Origin of the sequence: Priestia sp. D3YE.R1, assembly GCF_049199565.1 — a bacterium.
Taxonomy (GTDB): Bacteria; Bacillota; Bacilli; order Bacillales; family Bacillaceae_H; genus Priestia; species Priestia aryabhattai.
On record NZ_JBLTHW010000005.1, the window covers coordinates 48,728 to 71,300 of the forward strand.

The 22,573-nt window shown below is 37.1% G+C and carries 21 protein-coding genes and 1 pseudogene; all 22 read left to right on the forward strand.

Annotated features, from left to right (window positions below):
• Positions 1–3 precede the first annotated feature (3 nt).
• The 22 genes and pseudogenes from ACOZIR_RS23580 (at position 4) to ACOZIR_RS23685 (ending at position 22,544) form a co-directional block, all read left to right on the forward strand.
• Positions 4–513: a hypothetical protein gene (locus ACOZIR_RS23580; RefSeq protein ID WP_421535887.1), complete on the forward strand. Its 510-nt coding sequence runs from the start codon at positions 4–6 to the stop codon at positions 511–513.
• Positions 503–3,094 (forward strand): VirD4-like conjugal transfer protein, CD1115 family, encoded by a 2,592-nt coding sequence (locus ACOZIR_RS23585; RefSeq protein ID WP_421535888.1) that lies wholly within the window; start codon positions 503–505, stop codon positions 3,092–3,094. Before ACOZIR_RS23580 ends, ACOZIR_RS23585 begins: the two co-directional genes overlap by 11 nt.
• 21 nt (positions 3,095–3,115) lie before the next feature.
• A complete protein-coding gene (locus ACOZIR_RS23590) occupies positions 3,116–3,322 on the forward strand; it encodes a hypothetical protein (RefSeq protein ID WP_421535889.1) in 207 nt (68 codons plus the stop codon).
• A gap of 23 nt (positions 3,323–3,345) precedes the next feature.
• Complete coding sequence (locus ACOZIR_RS23595) at positions 3,346–4,992, forward strand: pLS20_p028 family conjugation system transmembrane protein (RefSeq protein ID WP_421535890.1); 1,647 nt, start codon at positions 3,346–3,348, stop codon at positions 4,990–4,992.
• A gap of 568 nt (positions 4,993–5,560) precedes the next feature.
• Positions 5,561–7,414 (forward strand): reverse transcriptase domain-containing protein, encoded by a 1,854-nt coding sequence (locus ACOZIR_RS23600; protein WP_421535891.1) that lies wholly within the window; start codon positions 5,561–5,563, stop codon positions 7,412–7,414.
• 25 nt (positions 7,415–7,439) lie between these two features.
• A complete protein-coding gene (locus tag ACOZIR_RS23605; protein WP_421535892.1) occupies positions 7,440–8,099 on the forward strand; it encodes a hypothetical protein in 660 nt (219 codons plus the stop codon).
• A 39-nt stretch (positions 8,100–8,138) separates the two neighbouring features.
• Positions 8,139–8,429, forward strand: a complete 291-nt coding sequence (locus tag ACOZIR_RS23610) for a DUF5592 family protein (RefSeq protein ID WP_099331418.1) — start codon at positions 8,139–8,141, stop codon at positions 8,427–8,429.
• Positions 8,430–8,444: 15 nt separating this feature from the next.
• Positions 8,445–9,152, forward strand: a complete 708-nt coding sequence (locus ACOZIR_RS23615; RefSeq protein ID WP_421535893.1) for a hypothetical protein — start codon at positions 8,445–8,447, stop codon at positions 9,150–9,152.
• Between the two features lie 20 nt (positions 9,153–9,172).
• Positions 9,173–11,104, forward strand: coding sequence for a VirB4 family type IV secretion system protein (locus ACOZIR_RS23620; protein ID WP_421535998.1), 1,932 nt, complete (start codon positions 9,173–9,175; stop codon positions 11,102–11,104).
• Between the two features lie 3 nt (positions 11,105–11,107).
• The gene (locus ACOZIR_RS23625) at positions 11,108–12,220 is read left to right on the forward strand and encodes a bifunctional lytic transglycosylase/C40 family peptidase (protein WP_253348061.1); all 1,113 of its coding nucleotides are present in this window, start codon (positions 11,108–11,110) and stop codon (positions 12,218–12,220) included.
• A gap of 14 nt (positions 12,221–12,234) precedes the next feature.
• Positions 12,235–12,816 (forward strand): MerR family transcriptional regulator, encoded by a 582-nt coding sequence (locus ACOZIR_RS23630; protein ID WP_421535894.1) that lies wholly within the window; start codon positions 12,235–12,237, stop codon positions 12,814–12,816.
• 10 nt (positions 12,817–12,826) lie between these two features.
• Entirely contained in the window at positions 12,827–13,714 is an 888-nt protein-coding gene (locus ACOZIR_RS23635; RefSeq protein WP_421535895.1) for a hypothetical protein, read from the forward strand.
• A 272-nt stretch (positions 13,715–13,986) separates the two neighbouring features.
• Positions 13,987–14,244 carry a hypothetical protein gene (locus ACOZIR_RS23640; protein WP_098434028.1) on the forward strand — a complete coding sequence of 86 codons (258 nt, stop codon included), beginning with the start codon at positions 13,987–13,989 and terminating at the stop codon, positions 14,242–14,244.
• A gap of 48 nt (positions 14,245–14,292) precedes the next feature.
• Positions 14,293–15,513: a MobP2 family relaxase gene (gene mobP2, locus ACOZIR_RS23645; RefSeq protein ID WP_421535896.1), complete on the forward strand. Its 1,221-nt coding sequence runs from the start codon at positions 14,293–14,295 to the stop codon at positions 15,511–15,513.
• A 3-nt stretch (positions 15,514–15,516) separates the two neighbouring features.
• A complete protein-coding gene (locus tag ACOZIR_RS23650) occupies positions 15,517–15,996 on the forward strand; it encodes a hypothetical protein (protein ID WP_098786852.1) in 480 nt (159 codons plus the stop codon).
• Positions 15,997–16,046: 50 nt separating this feature from the next.
• Positions 16,047–16,322, forward strand: coding sequence for a hypothetical protein (locus tag ACOZIR_RS23655; protein ID WP_421535897.1), 276 nt, complete (start codon positions 16,047–16,049; stop codon positions 16,320–16,322).
• Positions 16,315–17,286, forward strand: a pseudogene (locus ACOZIR_RS23660) (ArdC-like ssDNA-binding domain-containing protein); the annotation flags it as partial. The gene ACOZIR_RS23655 and the pseudogene ACOZIR_RS23660, both read left to right, overlap by 8 nt.
• Before the next feature lie 440 nt (positions 17,287–17,726).
• On the forward strand, positions 17,727–18,758 hold the full coding sequence (locus tag ACOZIR_RS23665; protein ID WP_421535898.1) for a hypothetical protein: 1,032 nt from the start codon (positions 17,727–17,729) through the stop codon (positions 18,756–18,758).
• A gap of 114 nt (positions 18,759–18,872) precedes the next feature.
• A complete protein-coding gene (locus tag ACOZIR_RS23670; RefSeq protein WP_421535999.1) occupies positions 18,873–19,826 on the forward strand; it encodes a toprim domain-containing protein in 954 nt (317 codons plus the stop codon).
• A complete protein-coding gene (locus ACOZIR_RS23675) occupies positions 19,819–20,484 on the forward strand; it encodes a restriction endonuclease (RefSeq protein ID WP_098622461.1) in 666 nt (221 codons plus the stop codon). Before ACOZIR_RS23670 ends, ACOZIR_RS23675 begins: the two co-directional genes overlap by 8 nt.
• A gap of 222 nt (positions 20,485–20,706) precedes the next feature.
• The gene (locus ACOZIR_RS23680) at positions 20,707–21,267 is read left to right on the forward strand and encodes a L,D-transpeptidase (protein WP_421535899.1); all 561 of its coding nucleotides are present in this window, start codon (positions 20,707–20,709) and stop codon (positions 21,265–21,267) included.
• A gap of 140 nt (positions 21,268–21,407) precedes the next feature.
• Complete coding sequence (locus ACOZIR_RS23685; protein WP_421535900.1) at positions 21,408–22,544, forward strand: DUF6602 domain-containing protein; 1,137 nt, start codon at positions 21,408–21,410, stop codon at positions 22,542–22,544.
• Positions 22,545–22,573 lie beyond the last annotated feature (29 nt).

Sequence of the window (22,573 nt, forward strand, 5' to 3'; positions counted from 1 at the left end):
GGGATGTATACACAAACAAAAGTGAAAAACCAGAAGCAAGCCTTTGTCGTAGGGATTGAGTATTATGAAGAAGATTTATTTTTAGAAATCGAATTAGGCACGTTTTACACAACTCAGCTCCATGCTCAACGTATTGCGAACAGTGTTCATAATGTCATTCTTTTAGAGAATCAGATTGTACTTATCTTTAAAAATGCTGATTCAATCACTCTTACAGATGATTTTCTCAAATATGCGTTCAAGTTTCGACTATGCACAAAACCAACTATGCCTCCTCTTGATACCTCCAAGCTCAACCAACAAGAAAAAGACGACTTAGTTTTTAATGAAGCCTATATGGTGACAGAAGAGGATATGAAAGAGGTACAATGGGACATTAACACGGCTTTTCGTTACCTTCAACATCAGTATGAGGCAAGAGATCAAACGTTCTTTTCTCTTTCATCGAGTGCCTACTATGTCATTCCTACTTCTGAAGAAATTGACCAGGAGGGAATGAGAAATGCAACCTAATAAATCCATCAAATATGTGGTCGCTGAAAAACAAGTACTTATTCCTTTAAGTGCTTGTTTTTTTGTATCGATTCTACTCATCTTAAACTTTTTGTTTAACATGATGCGGAATCTTATTCAAACAACGTTTAGCGATGTATTTGAACCGCAGCCTTTTCATTTGGAAACATCTTTTTTGACAGAGATTCATCTTCAACAGTACTCGCCTTTATATGGGGCCATGTGTCTAGTCGCTGCCTTATTAACGGCCAAATTTGCTTACAATATTCGATCTAACTTCAAAGATTTAAACCGAAATCAAAAAGGTTCGGGACGCTTTACAACAAGGAGTGAACTGAAAAAGCAATATCGAAAAGTACCTGAAAAAACGACAACCTATCAAGGTGGAGGTGGTGTTCCTGTTTCTCGTATTCAAACCTATGACCTGATTCAAACGTGGAAAGAGTACAAAGCGTTAAAGGGAATGCAGAAGCTTCTCCACACACATCGATTCTTTACGAAGAAAAGCTACATGCTGATTGATGATACACCCGTTAATAATTTGATCATTGGGATTACACGATCAGGGAAAGGAGAAACCTTTGTTTTTCCAACGATTGATATCTACTCACGAGCTGAGAAACAGCCTTCCCTAGTCTGCAACGATCCAAAGGGGGAGTTGCTTGCTGCTTCTAAAAACACGTTAGAGGAAAGAGGCTATCATGTTGAAGTGTTAAACTTACTCAATCCATTAGAATCGATGAGTTATAACCTGTTAGAAATGATAAAAGAAACGTATAAAGATGGTGATTATTCAACAGCTCAAGCGTTATGTAACACGTTATCGTATACGCTTTATTACAATCCAAATGCCAAAGATCCATTCTGGCAACAATGTGCCATGAGTTTATGTAACGCCATGATTCTGGCTGTAACAGATAAGTGTATTAAGGAAAAGGAAGAAAATAAAATCACGATGTACACGGTGGCGAATATGTTGTCGGAGTTAGGCTCGAAAGAGGTTGTGATTAATAAAAAAGGAGATACTCAAAATGCGTTAGACATGTACTTTGATGGTCTTCCAACAGAAAGTGTCGCCAAAATGCAGTATGCCACATCGAACTTTTCAAAAGGCACGACAAGAGGCGGAATATTTACTCAAACGATGAATGGGCTATCTATTTTTACGTTTGATGAAATCGCCAAGATGACCTCTAAAAACAGCGTTGATTTAAAGCGTGTAGGCTTTGGAAAAACCATCAAAGGGACAGCAGCACCTCTTACTCGCTTAGAAATGACCTTTCCAGATGGTCAAACAGAAACCATTAAAACGGACGCCAAAGGACTATTTGAAGTCAACTTTACAAGTAAGTTAAAAAGTAATGATGAAATTATTCTTGGTGAAAAGTTGAGTGATAAAATCGTTACTTCGTCGAGGCTTGAAACAGTGATATCGATTAATAAAATCACAAAAGAAACAGGAGCTACGACGTTTACAGTCGAGAAGAAGCATCCAACCATTCATGTAAAGGAAGTGACGTATTTTACAAAACCAATTGCTATTTTTATGGTTACACCTGATTATGATTCAAGTAACCATGTGATAGCGTCGATTTTTGTCCGACAGTTATATTATGTGCTTTCTAAGAATGCTTCATTGGCACGAGGAAACAAGTGTCATCGAGAAGTAGTGGTGTTGTTAGATGAATTCGGCAACATGCCGGCAATCGAAGGAATGTCCAACATTATCACGGTTTGTTTAGGGCGAAATATACGTTTCAACTTAGTGATTCAAGCTTATGCACAACTAAAAAATAAATATGGAGATGATGCTGAAACGATTGAAGGAAACTGTGGGAATACCATCTATATTTTGACTAATAACTATGAAACAGCTAAAACCATCTCGCAAAAATTAGGAGACGGTACCATCAATTCTACCTCTCGAAGTGGAAAAGGATTATCAACAGATAAAAGTAAAACGGAGGGAGTTGATGGGAAACCGTTATTAACGCCAAATGAATTAATGGAACTTAAAGAAGGAGAAAGCGTGGTTGTACGTGTTGTAAAACGTCAAGACAAATCACGTAGACGCATTAAAGCTCACCCAATTTATAACACTAAAAAAACAGCTCTTAAATATCGATGGGAGTATCTTGGAGATGACTTTAATACAGATCGCTCCATTTTAGATATCGATATTGAATCATTGCATAAGGAAGTAGATCCACGAAAGTTAATTATCGACAACTTCTTTACCTTTCAACAAAAGCAACAAAAAAAGGAGTCGGTTAAAAAAGAGCAGGAATCACTTGATACCCCATTCTCCCCTATGACTTATGAAAACTGGGGAACTAAATCAGTCAAAGAGTTTTTCAGTGAAGATCCTAGCGTCTTTGAAATTCTGAAAACAGAGTTGCCAGGTGTTATGAATAAAACAATTGAAGAAATCCAACAGCAAGCAATGGATGACTTCGTAGATGAGTTTAAGATACTATCTCAAAACGATCAACTGGATTCTAATGTGTATCAACTTGTTGAAACGAAAATTGAGACAACACTTGCTAAGTTACAGGACGAAGTTGAAACACAGGAAGCCTAACATAAAAAAGGAGGAGAAAAAATGAATAGCATTTCAAAGGAATTAGAACGTATTTTAGAGGACTATGCACCGATTGTGAAGGAAGGGAAACACGTGTTAATTGGCTTGCTAGATGGCACTATATATTTGGAAAAAGGGCAGGAAGGAGAAGTACCTGTCCAAATTCGTGTTTCTCCTCTAGATGAACGATTAGAAATAACCGTCGATACGTTGTTTCAAGGCATGTAATACGTGCATAAGGAGATGAGCAGATGAAGGATGAAGAAATTCTTGAAAAGCTACATGAGTTTTCGGAGTATTTAGATGTTGGAAATATCCTCACTTATTTATTACGGAAATTGGGTTGGGGATGTATTCAAGTTCTTTCATTTCTAGTAGATGGATTAGAAGGAATTACAGATAGTATCTTAGGAGTTAAGACATTTTTTAATTCACCCGATATTCAAGACTTTATTACGAAGATTCAACCCTTTTTATATGTATTACTGGCTTTTTCCTTTCTGTATATCGGCTACATGTTAATTATTCAGAAAAAAGTCAATCGGGAACAAATAATGATTAACATTTTTATTTCAATGGCAGTCTTACTTTTATTAAACACAAGCATGTTAAAGGCGGATAAATTCACCGATCAAGCCATTGAAGCCGTTGATTTGAATGAAAAAGGAACCGTAAGTGAAAAGATTATTAAAAGCAATCTAACAGATGTAGCGCAGTTCGATCTTACCAAGTGGAAAAGTCCCGAATTAAAAGAACCAAATAAAGTACCACAAAAAAATATCATGATGATTGATATTACAGAAAAAATAGATGGGAAGTTTGAAGTATCTAAAGGAAAGTCATTATCAGATAAAGGAAAGAAGATAGTAGAAAATAAAGCAGTTTTGACACCTGATGGAAAAGAAGGATTAGTTGAATTAGATAATGGATGGTTTGATTTCTTTCCAGAACTTTATTATCGATGGTCATGGAACTTCTGGACAATTGCCATCTCCCTCTTCGTGATAGGGATGACGTTGTTATTTACTTCTATTAAGTTAGCAAAACTATGTTACGAGCTAGGATTCAACGCGATTTTAGCCCAATTAGTTGCGCCTGCCGATGTAGCAGATGGGCAGAAGTTAAAAGCTGTTCTAAAAAATATCCTGAATACATTTCTAGTGACAATTATGATCTTTATATCCATGAAAGTCTATTTAATGGGAACGGTCTTTATTAGCGATAAGCTAGAAGGTATTCCTTACCTTATTGCATTGATTGCCTTTAGTATTGCCGTTGTAGATGGCCCGATCATGTGTGAACGTCTCTTTGGCATTGACGCAGGCTTGAAAAGTGGTTGGGGCGCTCTGGCAGGAGGTTTTGCGATGGCAAAAGGACTTGAAAGTGGCATAAATATGATGGGAAGAACAGCAAAAGGAGGAGCCAACCTTGCCAAAGGGATTGGTGGTGTAGGAAAAGGTCTTGGTAGTGGTGCTCTTCAAACAGCAGCAGGAGTTGGAGGTCTTGGAAAAGGGTTAGCTACACAAGGAAATAAAGAAAAACAGCCAGCTCTGCATGAAGAAATGAAAAAGGCAGGAATGGCAGGTGAGAAAGGAAACGCTGCTTCTAAAGGTCAAAACGCAGGCAATGAGCAAAAGGACCGACAACAAGGGTTATCTTCTACTGAGAAACAAGAAGGAGGCAAAACTAGTGAAGAGAATGCTTCAGAAGGAAAAGGGGCAGGTCAAGGTCAAGGCAGCTCTTTACAGGATGAGATGCAAGCAGCTGGTTTTTCCAATGATAGTCAGGGGTCAACTTCCTCTGTAGCAGATGGAAATACATCTCTACATGATGAAATGGTGCGTCCATATGGATGTGTTTGGGATTGCTGTCGTAGCAAACAGCTGATGTGGTCATAGCATCATAAGGTCAAAGACTTATTGATATTGTTCAAATATCAAGACACTCGTGGTGGGAAACCATCAGGGGGACAATAGCATGTCTATAAAGCCACAAGTTACTGGCGTGTTACAGTACGACTGGATGGCAAGACCAAAGTAATAGACAAGGATGAAAGCTACACTGCTTGAATGATAGCCAGAGGGGTTATATCGTGGACCATAGCAAATAACACGTGAAATGCTATGCAAGTGGGGATTTTAATGGATGCATTTCCCATTAAAATATGACCTCCCACTGACCAACATCTATAAGATGGTAAATGGCGAAAGTCACATCCGATACTATTACAAGCTTCCCTGCATAATCTAAATGGAGATTGTCTAAGTCGGTATGCCCTTACGGGCTATATCCATTTGGGATTGAATAATCGATAGGACAACGGAGTCTTCATACTAGTCTGAGATAGGGAAAACCTATTACGCTAACATCAGATAACGCATGTTAGGTCATAGCTGTGAAGCTAAGATGGCGAAGGAAGACAGTTAACTGAATCCAATATTATAAGAAGAAGGAGCGAGAGGCTCTATGAGAAATCCTCAAGTAGTATTGGACAATCTAACAAGTAAGTCCAATGATGAAAGCTATAAGTATCAAAGAGTGTACAGAAACCTATACAACCCTGAGTTTTATCTTATGGCATATGATGAAATTTACCCTAACCCTGGCAATATGACTAGGGGGGCAGATAATAAAACAATCGATGGTATGAGTATGAAAAGAATCCATAATATTATTGATTCGCTCAAGGATGAAAAGTATCAACCGACTCCGGTAAGAAGAACTTATATCAAAAAAAAGCGTGGTAATAGCAAAAGGCCACTAGGTATTCCATCATTTGATGATAAATTACTACAAACAGTAGTAAAGTCTATACTAGAAAGCATTTACGAAAGTTCGTTCAGTACGAGTTCTCATGGTTATCGACCAAACAGAAGCTGTCACACAGCCATTAAGCAAATCGCTGACACATTTAACGGAGTAAAATGGTTCATAGAAGGAGATATAAAAGGCTTTTTTAATAATATAGACCATACTATTTTAATCAATTTACTTCGTAAAAGAATTAAGGATGAGAAATTCCTAAGGCTTATCTGGAAATTTCTTAAAGCAGGGTATGTAGAGGATTGGAAATACCACAACTCTTACAGTGGCGTACCTCAAGGAGGCATTATCAGCCCTATCTTATCTAACATTTACCTTAACGAATTAGATCAATTTATTGAAGAATTCCAAGGTAAATTCAATAAAGGTAAACGTAGGGTGGAAAATCCTGATTACAAAAAACTGCACACAAAAAGTATGCGTCTTAAGAAGAAATTAAAAGATAAGATTACTGAAGGAACACTCAGGGAAGGCGAACGTGAAGAAATCATTGGTTACATCAAGGAAACTAATAGTAGAAAAATGAAGTTGCCCTCAAGAGACCCAATGGATCAAAACTATAAAAGATTGAAATACGTCAGATATGCGGATGATTGGCTAATTGGTATTATCGGCAGCATGGAAGACGCCATTATGATCAAGAAAGAACTAACTGAGTTCATCAGTCACAAACTGAAACTCGAACTTTCACAAGAAAAGACACTTATCACAAATAGTAGTAAGTTCGCTAGATTTCTAGGTTACAACATTGCTATAAGTAGAAATCAACAACCAAAACCCATAGCAAGACCAGCTGGACAACAAAAAAAGGTTCTCTCACGTTCTAATTCAGGAAGAGTTTCCATTTACATGCCAAAAGAAGCCTGGGTGAGTAAACTTATAGAATATAAAGCTATAAAAATGGATGGACGCAACTGGAAACCAATACATCGTAGGATGTTGGTCAACAACGATGATTTGGAAATCCTCACTCGTTATAATGCGGAAATCAAGGGTATGTACAACTACTATAGACTAGCTCATAACGTAAGTGGACTTAATAAATTTAAATACTTTATGGAATACAGCCTTTACAAAACTTTTGCTAATAAATATAAAAAATCAATAAATAAAATAATAAACAAATATTCCATTAACGGAGTCTTTGCGGTTAGATACAAATCTAAGAAAGCTGATAAAACTCGATACTTTTATAATGATGGATTCAAGAGAAATACATCCATAAAGGTAGAGCATACTAACACAGACCTGCCTATCAGTAAATTTGATTATGGTAGATCTAGTCTCATTTCAAGATTAAAGGCAGAACGCTGTGAATGGTGCCAGGCGGAAAACGTCGATTTAGAAATTCATCATGTAAGAAAGTTAAAGGACTTAAAAGGTAAAAAGCTATGGGAACAAATGATGATAGCCAGAATTCGCAAAACAATAGCGCTTTGTGCCCTGGGACAGGGAAATGACTGTCATCGTAAACTCCATGCTGGACTGTTAGATTGAAGTAAGTTAATGGCGAGCCGTATACATGGAGACATGTACGTACGGTTCTGAGGGGGATGCTTGGGAACCTACCATAGCAATATGGAAAGGCACCGGGTATCTACCCTACCCAGCCTCTGGTCAGAGTGGAGGAACAAATGGAGGCAGCTCTTCTATAGGAAGTTCAAGTACGCCTGTTCATGAAGAAATTCAGACTTCCGGTTACGGCGGAAGTACAAGTGAAGGTAGCTCTTCTATAGGAAGTTCAAGTACGCCTGTTCATGAAGAAATCCAAACTTCCGGTTATGGTGGAAGTACAAGCGAAGGTAGTCCTTCTGTAGAAAGTGTAAGTTACCCTACACCAACAAGAGAACCTTCTGTTTCCATGCCAAAAGGGATGGATCAAGCACAAGCACAAGTGGCAGCTACAGAGGAACCTGGTCAAGTAAAACAACCAATTGAACAAGATACCGTTCCTGCTTCAACAGAAGACATTCCAATGCCACATCAACATCGAACAGAAACACGTAATATTGCACAAGTGGTACGGGATAATGTCAAAGAGAGCGTAGGAAAGGTAAAAGAACGTATTGATAACTCACAAACAATCCATAAAACAAAACGTTCTTATCAAATTGGGCGAAATACCGGACGAGATTTACGAAACCTTGGATCAAAAAAGCGAAATAAACAAGATGAGAAGTAACAGGAGTTACTTCTCTTTTTAATGGAAAGGAGAAGGATTATGGGAAACTATAACATTCCAAAAGAAATCTCAACGGAATTAAAGATTAATAAATCTCTTTATCTCTTTGATTTGCTGTTTATTATTGGCTTACTGATGGTCACGATGATGTTACGTTTTTTTATTCATCCAACACTTCAAATTCCCTTTTACATCTTCATGGGCGTATTTGGGCTATTAATGATTGTTAGACCAAGTACGAACCCTAAAAAACGGATGTATGAGGCATTATTGCTTACATTGGTACGAAAGAAGAGCACGTATTGTGCGATAGATCGAGATCAAGAATAAAGGAGGGTATGATTGATGGCATTATTTGATGAAAGAATCCTAGAAAAAGAGAAACCTATTTTAAAAGAAAAAAAGACAAGTACATCCCTTCTCTTTGATGAAAAGGAACTGGATGAACAGATTGCTCGTACAAAGAAAAAGAATCCTTTTTCTCTGTTACAACCTTCAAAGGCCAAAAAGGAAAAAGAGAAGCTACCGGAGGTAAAGAAAAGTGTGGCTGACATCATTCCTATTATTGATCAAACGGATAGTGGATTATTTCAACTAAAGGATGAGGGAGGATTTTTTGGGATCTGGCAGCTTCAGAGTACAGATATCAATGCCATGCATGACCAAGAGGCAGGACGCAATATCTATACATTGGCGAAAACATACCAGGGCGATAAAGATCCATTTAAAATTATCTCATTAAACTTGCCTGTTTCAACACAAAAGCAACAACAGTACCTTGAAAAGAAGATTCGAGAAGCAAACAATGCGTTATCGCTTCGATTCTTACGAAAAAAATTAAAAGAACTTCAATATTTAGAATGGGGGCGAACCAATCGAGAATACTTTCTTTTCTTATATGGACCGACTGAACTTGCTGTAAAGGAACGAAAAGATCAATTTATGCGAGATATTCAACTGGCTATTCCCCTGTTACCTGTTTCGGATGAAAAACAGATTAACCTTCTTTACAAACTCTACAATCAAAACGCCAAGCTTGGTAATAAACAATAAGAAAGGATGATAAACCGATGATGACTTTACCTTTTGGTAAAAAAGAGAAAACACCTCAAGAAATCAAGCAGAAAAAAGGATACAATCCTCATTTTGTGGCGCAGATTCAACCACAAGGAGGCGTGAGTTTTAAAGAAAACCTTGTTCGAAACGGAGATGGGTATTCGACTTGTATTCATATTTATGAGTACCCAACGAACGTCAATGATTTTTGGCTGGAACCGATTATGAATATGCCAAATGCGATTACTACCTTAGATGTGGTAAGCGATGAGCGAAAACAAGTCGTAGAAGCCATCAATAAAAATATGTCGGAACAAAATGCACGGCATGTAAATGCCAAAGAAAACATTGATCGTATGGATGCCCAAGAACAGTATTTAGATATGAAAGAGCTATACCGTCAAGTCACAAATGGTGAAGTGATCAAACGGATACACCTTCGCATTTATATTGCGGAAAAAACGATTCCTGACTTAGAAAAGCGATTAAAAGAAGTCATTCATCATCTTGAAACGCATAACTTCAGAGGATCCATTTTCTTAAATGAACAAGAGTATGAGTGGGAATCGTTAGTGACGCATTTTGATATACAAAAGAAATACCCTAATAAGCGAAAAGGAAAGGAAATCCCCGCATTAGCACTAGCCGGAGGATTTCCTTTTCATTTTACTCACTTAGATGATCCGTACGGCACGTATCAAGGAACCACTCGTACAGGTGGTAGCGTCATCTTTGATTTGTTTCATAAAGACCAACAACGAAAAAGTTATAATGCGGTGTTGATGGGATTAATGGGCGCAGGTAAGTCCACGTTTTTAAAGAAAGTCACCACGGATAATGCGATTAAAGGCTATAAGATTCGAGGCTTTGATATCGTTGGAGAATTTGAAAGTCTCGTCAGAGAGTTAGGAGGTAAACAGATTGCCCTAGATGGATCAGAAGGGCAAATTAATCCCTTACAGGTATTTAAAACACATGAACATGAGCTTAATAGCTTTACACAGCATCTATCTAAATTAACTGTTTTCTATCGCTTTATCGCACCAGAAGCAAAAGATGATGAATTAAAAGAGTATGAAAAGCTACTTCGTAAACTCTATATCCAAAAGCAGTTATGGAACGATGAAAAGGGCGCAATCAATTACATCACAGGGCTTTCACCAGAAGCTTACCCAACCTTTAGTGAGTTTCTACAGCTTATTCGAAAAGAGTTATATGCAGATGAGAAAACAAGAGAGCATTATCCGAATCTAGGAGAGTACCGAAAACGTCGTCTTGAACTCATTGAGCTGAACATTGAAAACTTGGTTGAAACGTACGCTCATTTGTTTGATGGCATTTCAACGATTGAAGATTTCAACGATGAACAAGTCGTATTTTTCTCCATCCGTCATTTATCAAAATTAAAAGATGAAATTGCACAGGCACAGCTTTTCAACGTTATGAGTTTATTATGGGATGGTATGTTGCAGAATGGCGAACCTCAACTAGATGCCTATACAGAAGGAACGTTAGCCTTTGAAGATGCCATTCGTTACTTAATCGTGATCGATGAGGCGCATCACATTGTTAACACGAAAAAAGGTAATGAACACGCATTGGATTTCTTAACGAAGTTTAGTCGAGAAGCACGGAAATACTTTGCAGGTTTGATCTATGCCAGTCATTTAATCAGTGACTTTGTGCCAGATGGTTCTGAACAAACAGCGATTGAAAAAATCAAAAAGCTTTTTGATTTAACGCAATATAAATTCATCATGCAGCAAGATGATAACAACTTAGATACCATTCAACGAGTGTTTAAAACAGGGATTACTGACAGCGAATTGGCTGAAATTCCGAAGCTACCAATTGGGGATGTGCTCCTTTGTATTAAGTCTGTAAAAAACATTCTCTTTCATATTGAAATCGATGAGGAAGAAAAAGTGCTGTACGGTGGAGGTGCATAAGCCTTGCATATCGTTTTACAGCTCATTCCCAAAAAATATTTGATTGGAGGCACGTTGATCCTGTTAGGATTATCGGGCCTCTTAATCATGAGTACGATTGTAGCCATTACAGGTGAATTTGAAAAAGATAGTCAACAAAGTGAGGTAACAGAGATTGAAGGCGGAGGCATTGGCGTAGGAACGGCTAATGTGTCACCAGAAGTCATGAAGTATCAGCCTTTGCTTGAAAAATACGCACAAAAGCATGGGTTAGATGCTTCGTATGTGCCGATTATGATGGCATTGATGATGCAAGAAAGTGGAGGAAGAGGCAACGATCCCATGCAAAGTTCAGAGTCTAAGTGTGGAAGAGTTGGATGTATTCAGAATCCTGAAGCGTCTATCGATCAAGGGGTCAAACATTTTAAGAGCGTGCTTGAAAAAGCCCATTACGATCTAGAATTATGTCTACAAAGTTATAACTTTGGGCCAGGATTTATTATCTTCGTGAACAAAAATGGAGGACACTATACCAAGGAATTAGCTATTAAGTTTTCGCAAATTCAATATCAAAAAGTCAAGCATACAGGAAACTATCACTGTCTTCGACCAGAGGCTGTTCCCTATCAAGCGTGCTACGGCGATATAGCCTATAAAGATGCAGTGCTGAAATATTATACAGGAACGATCACAGCTGACGGAAAACCGGCTGCTCCTGCGAGTGGCGGAAGTGGTGGGAAATCGGGTGTGAAAGTAATTGATGCAGGTAAAACGTTGATTGGCAAAACACGCTATGTCTTTGGTGGTGGGCGCTCTCAATCTGATATTAACGCAGGACGTTTTGACTGTTCAAGTTTCGTCAGATGGGCATTCGAACAGGTAGGAATGAATGTCGGTCCAATGTCAGGGGTAACAACCGATACACTCAAAACCCAAGGGCAAGCAATCAATCCGAAAGACATGAAGCCTGGGGATGTGGTGTTTTTCGATACCTATAAAATAGACGGCCACGTGGGCATCTACGTTGGCAATAATCAGTTTTTAGGCTGCCAAGGAAAAACTGGTGTAGCCATCGCAAGTATGGCAAAAGGAACGTATTTTGGTGAACGATTTAATGGAAGAGTAAAACGATTCTAAAAGGAGAAAAGGCGATGAAAAATAAAGCAGCACTACTATTTGGAGCGCTTGCCGTTGTGGTGGCAGGCGTAACCATTTTCAACATTTACCTGAACCACAATATCTCCAACACAACAGCTTCGAAACAAATTCAAGTCACGAATGAGAGCTTGCAAGAAGAAAATAAAGAGTTAAAAAAACAACTAAGTGAGGTTCGCCCTTCTGCCCAAGAACAACAAAAACGAGATTACTTGAACACGGTTCATCAATTCATCGATGTGTCTTATCATCGTGAAAAAGAGGGATTTGAGGAACGGAAAAAGATCGCAAAATCGATCATGGACAAAGAGCTTTACGAGCAATTTTATCCTTCTGAAAAGTTCATATATGGAGATAGTTATACCTCGACTCCAAAGGATGTACAGCTTTATGTTCAACAATATGATGGAGGGCAAGAAGAGGTCGAAGTGATTGCTGAGTTTACGAATCATCTTGTCATAAAAGATGAGAATGTAGACGATCAAACGCATGACATTATCAAAGTTTCTTTACGAAAAGAAGAGAACAAATGGGTGGTCTATAGTATCGAAGAATTGAAAACAGAAATGATGAAATGAGGTGGTAGAAGTGGCATTTAAAAAGCAATTGGAAGACTATCGGTTTAATTTAAATCGCAATCAATCATGGAAGTATACAGCCGTGTTAATCTTTTTCTTTATCGGCTTTTTATCCTTACTGACATCAAAATTCTACTTAAAAACAGAAGATCCTTTGTATCATACCAAAACCTATGAGGCGGTTTCTTCCAACATTACGGGAACCGTCACAATTGAAAATCGTGTGTATCATCCGGCTACTGATTCACTGGATATGGTAATTAAAATGGATCAAACAGATGAAGAAGAAGTAAGCTTTGCGGCACAAGAAAAAGCGAATCCAAACATCAAATTGCCTGTTCATTTATTGTATGAAGACGATGGCTATTATGTCATAAGAATCAGCGATTTGTCTTCAAATTGGGAAGCACTTGCCTTTGATCTGTATCAAGAAAATGAAGAAAAAGAAACGGTAAATGTGGATGACGTAACGAGTGATTCAGAAACAGATTCAACAGAGGAAATAGATGCTCATGCGTTAATTGCAACGCTCTATTCTGACCAACGAAAAACGAAAAGTGAAGAAGGAAAAGAAACAAAAAGTAAACAAGATTATGCACTTTTGGTCAATGATTTAGAGAAACAGTTCGTCAAAAAGAAAATGAAAAACTATGAAAAAGCGATCACAGTAGAAGCCAAACACAAACGTCAAACTCAACAAGAAATGAACGAGTTACAACGTGATATGAAGTACCAATTACAGGAGGAAAAAGCCGATACAGAATCAAAAATTGCGATGAAACAGGATGCCATTCAATCGAGTGATGCAAGCATTCAGCTCTATAAAGATGAACAAAAAAGTTTACAAGAAAAGCTCCAAAAATTGAATGAAAAGCAACAAGATTTAGCCATGAAGTGAAAAAACACAGGGGGACGCTGAGGGGACATTTACGAATTTGAGGGGTCGTTGAGGGGGTTAGTGGCAAATTAGTTGAAACGTCTGAGGGGACGTTGAAGGGTCGGGTAGTTGATTTGAGGGGACGCTGAGGGGGTTCTTGGAGAACTTCTTGTGATATCACGGTTTTGCTAGGCTCTGCCTAGCCTATCACGCTCTGTGATAGCAAAAACCCCTTATGCTCTTCTCTCTATTATTTGAGGAACACCCCAAATTTCAGGGAAGGAATGAATATAGTGGATATAATCATACGAAATATTAAATCAGCAGCAGTTAAAGAAATTGATGAATTAGCAAAAGAACACAAGGTATCAAGGCAAGAATTTTTAAAAAGTCAGCTTGAAACGCTGGCTTTTTTCCGTAAACAAACAGACCGTGAAAATGAGCTTGAAAACTTGATTGAAAAGAATATTAAGATGATGGAAAAGTGTGCTGTTTCTATGGAAAACATGAATCATATTTTGCTTGAAATGATTGGAGATCCAGAAGAATAATACAGATCCCTTAGAAACATTCAATTGGGTTAACGGAGGTAAACAGATGTGCTAGAAAAAACAAATGGTTCAACAGTTGTACCAGGCGTTGTATTAAAAACAAAATTCATTACAGCTTCTCATAAAGCCTTTCAAGAGTATGTTGATTATGTTGATCGTGAAGAAGCAAAAAAAGAACTTGGAGCGCATGAGAAATTATTTTCTCTTTATCAGGATTATATGGATAATCCTAATAAGACTTCCTCTTTATTTACCCAACATTCTGATCGATTGACCGGAGAGCAGAAAGAGGAATTAAAAAAAGGTTTTGAGGAAGCGCAAAGAAATAACAGTATTATGTGGCAAGATGTCATTACATTTCATAATCCTTGGCTTGAAGAACAGGGTTTATATGACTCACGTACTCATACAGTGGATGAAAAAAAATTAATGCAAATAACAAGACAATCTATGAACAAAATGCTTGAAAGGGAAAAGTTAGATGGTTCAGCTATTTGGTCAGCAGCTATACACCACAACACGGACAATATCCATATTCATATTGCAACAGTTGAACCAGATCCTACACGTAGTCGGGGAAAAAGAAAGCCAAAAACATTGGATGTCATGAAGTCAACCGTTGTTAATCAAATTATGGATCGAGGAGAAAATCAGAATAGAATTAATCACTTAATCCGTAAAGAAATGGTTGGCCAAAAGAAACAGGATTCTTCTTTTGCATGGCGCAATCGAGAATTAAAACCCTTGTTTTTAATGGTCTATAATCATCTTCCACAAGATAAAAGGCAATGGCAGTATAGCTACAATACCATTAAACCATTCAAACCTTATATTGATACATTGAGTGAAAAATACATCAAAAAATATCATCAAAAAGAGTATCAGCAATTAATAAAGAACTTAGATAAAGAAGTAAAAGAATTAAAGAAAGCATATGGAGAGGGAACAAGGGATAAAGGACGCTATGAAAAATATAAGCAAACGAAAATAGATGATTTATATAAGCGAATGGGAAATGCATTTTTGCAAGAAATGAAAGCTTATGATCGAAAGCAGCAAGACGTAAAACGTCTGTTGGATAGAAAGCAATCTGGAAATCAAACAGTGAGATATAAGCAGCATGTACCTGTACATTTTTCACTTCGCAAAATAGAAAGAGCGTTTAAAAGTGAATATGAAAGTTGGAAAAACCAACAGCATTATGAACGAATGCAACGTGAAACAGAACGTGATCGTAACCAGAAAAACGACTATGAAAGGGGATATTAATCGATGGAGAAGCAACGAATGAAGTTAGCTATTGAAGATGAGTCAAAAGCGTATATTGAATCATTTAAAGAGGAGCATGGATTACGCTACACGGGTGATGCCATTGCACAAATTTGTAAAGAACATGAAGCAGCTAAAAACAATGAATGGTCATTAAAGTATATTACAGAAGTAGTGAGTCATCATCTCCATGAGTCCTTAAAAAATGAGTTTCAAACTTTACGAGAAGAGATTCATGCATTAAAAGGTGAGATGACAAAAACAAAACTAGGAGCGAACGCAGCAGATAAAAATACACAAATTTTAATTGAATATATGAACGGTCTTTTCTTCCATCATGGATTTAAAGGATTGATGACCACTAGTATGCAGGAGATGGATAGTACAAGAGTAGCGAGAGAAACAGTTGAGAAACGAATCGCGAATCAGCGTCAAAAACGGATTGATTGGGAAGAATCGAGAGGGAAACAACAATCTCATTGATTGTTTCATATAAAAAGAGATTTAACTACTAAAAGGAGGAATTAATCATTATGCTTTTTAACAAAGATTTAGTGTTAGCTTCGATTAAAGCTGTTGGAGAGGATCATGCTATTGTTCAGTATCGAGATCTAGAAGTAGAGGTGAATTTAAGTCCAGAAGAAGCGAAGGAGTTTCATCAATATGTGGTGCATCAAGAGAATATGTTGGTGCCTATGAATATTAAAACACAGAAGCTTTTTGTGGATTTAGAGGAACCTTGGTATGAACAAGAATTAGAGGAGCTTAAGGGGATCTCCTATCAAGAAGAGGAGGGAGAAGATGAGTAAAGCCTACACAAAGAAATCAGCCGAAGATAAGCGTAAAGAGGTGGAAGAGTTAACGAAAGGCATGGAAAAGAAGGTGGAGCAGCATTTTCATTCTGCCGAAGAACTAAAAGACTATTTATCTTTTATGGGTAATTTTTATCAATACTCGATGTCTAACACAGCTCTTATTCAGGAACAGTTCTTTGGTGCTCAAGCAGTTGGATCATTTAAGTTTTGGAAGGATAAAGGGTTCTCGGTCAATAAAGGTGAAAAGGGTATTAAAATTCTAGTTCCAAATAAAACGGTTCCTAAATTTAAAGATGAAAATGGGAAGTTAAAGTCTATTAATAAAGCTACTCCTCAAGAAAAAAAGCTCATTCAAGAGGGGAAAAAAGAAGTTACTCAAGGCCGACTGTATTTTTCAGTCGGCCATGTTTTTGAAATTTCCCAAACGAATGCAAAAGCAAGTGATTTACCTAAGATCTTTCCGAATCGTTGGTTAGAAGGCAACGTGGAGGACTACAAGGCACTTTATAAAGGAATGGAAGCCATTGCTGAAAAGAATGGTATTTCTATTATTCAACCAAAAGAGGAGCTTGGCGCTGCAAAGGGAATCAGTTACATCTTAACGAAGGAAGTTGCGTTAAATCCCCGTAACTCTGAACGTCAAAATGTAAAAACGTTGATACACGAATTAGCCCATGCGAAACTTCACACCAAAGACACACATCTAAACTATACAGCTGCGGAAAAAGAGTTTCAGGCAGAAATGACAGCCTATACGGTTTCCTCTTATTTTGGAATTGACACCAGTTCTTATTCGTTGGATTACTTGTCACATTGGACGGAAGGAAAGAGTTTTGAAGATAAAACGAAGCTTTTAAAAGAAGTACATGAAACGTCTGTTGGCTTTATTGAAACAATGGAAGAAACGTTGGTAAAAGAACGAGAAAAAAATCAGTCACCAGAAAAAAGCGATGAAAAACGGCAGCAAGCAGATCCTCTTTCTTCTGAGAACGTGCATAACAAGATAAAAGAAGGGTATGGAAATTATATACAAAAGCAACGAGAAGAATCCGTACAAGATGTAGACAGCATTCTAGAGCGTGTTACGGCTGAAGAAACCTACTATTCAATCAAAACACAGGCGATTAAAAATGGTTGGATGACAAAGGAAGAAGTCGTGAAACTTGAGCATCAGGTTGACTTAACGATGAGTAGAAATGAAAAGGGGGTCACCCATGGTCAAGTTCAGAAACAATCTCTTACTTTTCAAGACCGTATGGAAGTGGGCAGTCAAATGCAACTCCAAAAACGTTCAAGTACAGGTAAACGAAAAAGAGAAGAACAGGATCTAGAAAGGTGAGAGAGCATACATGCTCTCTTTTTTTATGTCCAAATATAAATTAAATGGAGGAATCAATCATGCAAAAAGTAACATCTCTTTCAAATGACCAATTTAAAACGCTTGTTTCCGATAAACGAGAATTAAAGAAGTATATGAAGCACCCACAAAATGAAAAAATTGAGGCAGATTGGGCGAACATCAGTGAGAAACAGCTGCAAGACATCCCCTCTGGTGCTGTTTACTTAACAAAATCAGCTCTAGGAGAGGAAAAACCGCAGGTTTTACTTGTTTCTACGGATGAAAAAGGGCAAAAACAGGCCTATAAAAGTGAAGCAACAGTTGATTTTTTGAGAAGTCATGATGTGAATCCTGTTTTAGAGAAAGATCGAGACACGCAGCTTAAAACAAGCTATCTTACATTTTTACAAGCCCATGAAAAAGAAAAGCCTCAAGATATTGATAGTATGTTAGCCCGTGTAAATGCAGAAAACGATTATGTGATGTTGAAATCAAGTGCTTTAAAGGAAAAACAGTTCACCCCTGACCAATTGAAAGGAATGGAAAATGAACTTTCTCATCAGTTTCAAGCACGAAAACAGGCACAAGAGAAGGACCGATATCAAGAAGATTACAAACAAGAAGTGCTAGAAGTTATGCAGCAGCCTAGTGAAGAAACACAGTATAAGCAGCTATTTAAACAAAGCTTGCTGGACCAATTAGGCATATCAGATGAAAAAGAGTCTTCTAAAGAAGTGAAAAAGGAAGCTGAATCAGAAAAGGCTCCTGTCGAAAAGCAGCTCAAACAAGAAACACCTCAAGAGAAAGAACAGCGTTTGGCCAAAATGAAGGAATTTGAACAAAAGCATTCCTTTGATAAGGTGTACAAATTGAAAAAAGAGGTGCTGCAGGAATTAAAAGAACTTAATTTGACTGATTCTCAACGTGAGAAGTTAACGAAGCTTGAAAAGGCGTTAGACACAGAGAAAAAGGATCATGATAAGCAGAAAAAAGAAGAGAAATCGCAAAATGGATTCACCAAGTTTTTTGCACGGAACAGTGGAGCATTTTCTTCAAAGAAACGGGACCAGACACAAGAAATGGAACGATAAAACAAGCAAAAGGTGAAAAGAAATGAGAGGGCTGAAAAGCCCTCTTTTTTCATAGGGTGAAAGAGAAGGAGGGATTAGGTGGGAGAACGAAAACACGTCAATGAGGGGGAAATCATGAAAGTACGAGATGTTGATTTGTTGTCGTATCTGGAAGCCAAAGGCGAAACCTTTGTAAAAGAAGGAAAGTACTATCGTCATACGGAACATGATAGCTTACTTATTAAAGGAAATATGTACGCTTGGAACAGCCGGAATGAAACAGGATATGGAGCGATCAGTTTCGCTCGAATGTATTATGGGATGTCGTTTCCACAAGCTGTATTAGATATCAACAAAGGCGATTATAAAGAGCTTTCTCAGTCGCATGAGCAACCGTCGGTTTCACCATCAAAAGAGCCTTTTCGCTATCCAAAAGAGTTAGAAGTGAAGGATCAAAGCAAAGTAAAAGACTATCTCATAAAAGAACGTAAAATAGATCCTCGATTAGTTAACTGGCTCCTTCAAAAAGACTTAATCGCTCAGGACAAACGGAACAATGTGGTGTTTAAATGGCGTGAACATGGAGGTAAAGGAAAAGTGATTGGGGCAGATCGACAAGGAACAGCTTCGATAAAAAATAAACGAGGTTCTTTTAAACAAGTCTTACCGAACGATAACCCTCATACCGGCTTTTCAGTTGATGTTGGTCGCCCAAACAAGATTCATTTTTTTGAAAGCCCAATTGATCTTCTTTCTTATTGGAGTGTACAGGAAAATCAATTGCAGAATACACGTCTTATTAGTATGAATGGCTTAAAACCTAAAACTGTTGCTCAGTCTTATATTGAAGCTCGAAGAGAAGGCTTAAGCATTAAAGAAATGGTGTTAGCTGTCGATAATGACCAAGGAGGAAAAGAATTTATTGACAAAATGCACCAAATCGTTAATGCTGATTTAATAAGAGTAGATATTCCAAAGGGAGCGAAAGATTGGAACGAGGAGTTAAAGAAGAATGGAAAAAGCATTCAACCTGTGGCATCACGTCTCCGGAATAAACAAACAGAACAGGAGCTTTCAATGAATGGATAAAGTGTTTCAAAGTGTATTTTATCTTTTTCTTATCATCATTTTATTTAAGCTTTCTCAATTTGCTTACCGTGTCTTTCGTGAACGGAAGTATATGAAAGAGCTAGCCCAATCAGGCATGCCCTATATTGATAAAATGGATGGTTATCAGTTCGAAATCTACCTGAAAGCACTTTTTCAGCAATTAGGTTATAAACCTCAAGTCACGCAAAAGTCTGGTGATTTTGGGGCTGACTTGGTGATGAAAGGTAAGGATAAGATTGTCATTCAAGCCAAACGATATGGAGTTAAAAATCGAGTGAGTCTTTCGGCTGTACAAGAAGTTTATGGGGCAAAAGCTTATTATAAAGCGAATCAAGCATGGGTTGTGACCAATAGTTATTTTACGAAACAAGCAAAAGAGCTTGCAGCTGCATGTGATGTGACTTTAGTGGATCGTGCGGATCTTCAAAAGTTTATCAATGAAGTCAATCCTGTTTTCAAGGCACGAGAAATCTTTGAAAATATCACACCAGAACCTCGTAAGTGTCCGAAATGTGGGCAGGATCTAGTTGTACGAGATGGGAATGGTACTCGTTTTTTTGGCTGTTCCTCTTTCCCTTCTTGTCGTCATACAGAGAAAATTAATAAGGAAGTAAGTAAGAGCAGACCTTCAGTATAGTAAGGTCTGTTTTTTCTTGCTCTAAATAGGTGCTGAAATTCGCATCGAATGAGCAGTTATACGCAAAACAAAAGTTAATTTCGTCAGAGAGCGTTTCTCTGCATGTCAAAATCATCGATTAACTAGGTTTTTATTTATAAATGATTGTGACGAGAAAGCATCTTTCTAATTGGAAGGTGCTTTTTTGTTTCTTATAAAAATATAAAAAAGAGGAGAGTTTTTATGAAGAACATTTTTATGAAATCAATGACCGTTCTTACATTATTGATGGTCGCATTATGTGGAGTAAATCAGGGGAAAACAGAAGCAGCAAGTAAGCCAGCGAATCAAGATTTGATTATTATTAACAAGTACTACAACAAGCTTGCCTATTTTCACAATGGCTATATTGAAATTGTTGATCCAGTAGCAACGGGTAAAACGTGGGATAAAACACCTGTTGGATTTTTTAAAGTCGTGAACAAAATTAAAAACCGTCCTTACTATACAGGACATATTCCTGGGGGCGATCCTCGCAATCCGTTAGGAAAACGTTGGTTAGGGTTAAATGCAAACGGTACGTATGGTGATACATACGGCATTCACGGCAATAACAATGAAAGCAGCATTGGAAAATACGTGAGTCAAGGTTGCGTGAGAATGCATAATGGAGACATCGAAAAGCTTTATGATAAAGTCCAAGTAGGCACACCGGTTGCCATTACTTATTCCTATAAGAGCTTTGTTGATCTAACTAAAGTTTATGGCTATAAATTCAAAGGCTATAAAATGAAAAATAACTAATAACTGAGCAGCATTCCATGTTTTTTTTATCATGGAATGCTGCTTTTTTTAATTTTTTCAATAAGTAATCAAGGAAATATACTACAATTATAGAACCAAGGTAAAGTCATATGGTAAAAAAAGATTTGGAGGAATAAAACATGCTTAAACAGTCTATTCATGCGGCAGCTAAGAAGATGCAAATAGATTTTGAAGAAGTAACAGAAAACATTAACCATATGGGGGAGAGAGGAAGCAGCAGGGAAGAAATTTTACTGAATTACTTAAGAAAGTATATTCCTATCAAGTATGAGATGAATAATGGAGTAATAATTGATGGAACCGGAGAACAAAGTAGACAACAAGACATTATCATCTATGATTCATTTAATAGTCCTGTTTTACTAAATATGCAGTCTACAAAAATGGTACCCATAGAAAGTGTTTTTTCGGTTATTGAAGTTAAATCATCATTAAATAAACCCGAAATAAATAAGTGTGTAAATAATATCTCAAGTGTTAAATCATTAGTTAAAGATAGCTTAGATGGAGTAAATTCACCCACAGCTGGATTTGTATTTGCTTTTACATCATCAACAACTCTAGAAACATTATTAGATAATCTAGTTGAAGAAAATAGTAAAGTGGGAAAAGATAAACAGATTAGTGCATTGTGTGTATTGGATAAAGGATTAATTGTAAATGTATCAAAGAAAGGGCTAAAGGACATTACTCTTTTACCAAATGAACACACAACTCCTGCAATAGTTAAAAATACAGCTGAAAATAATTTAATGTTATTTTATCTCTTACTAATGCAATACCTCAATCAGTCAAGTGTATCTGTACCAAACTTATTGAAATATGCAAATGCCGGGGAGTTATTAAACATAGAATACTCTATACCTAAAAAGCATGTTCCATTAGATAGTTATTGTGAATTGGGTGGAGGAATAGTGGATTTAAAGAATGTTTATTCAATAATGGAAAGCTCGGATATACTAAAGAAGATCCAAGATGGTAGAGCTACCTCTGAGGATATAATGTTGTATTTTAGTAGAACTTTAGAGGATCTAATCGATTATGCCGAAAAATTTACTGGATTGAGACAAGACGCTATGAATTTTTTTGGAAAAGATTATTTAATATTCCATCTTAAAAAAGCAGTAGATATATTTAATAAAATCAATAATAAAGAAGAAGTTAACAAACAAGACTTGGACTTTTATACTGAAATTAAAAATGATATGTATTCACAATATCAATATGATGTTCTAAATAATAAAAACACAAACTAAATGTCTTTTTAGATGGTATAATCGCCATT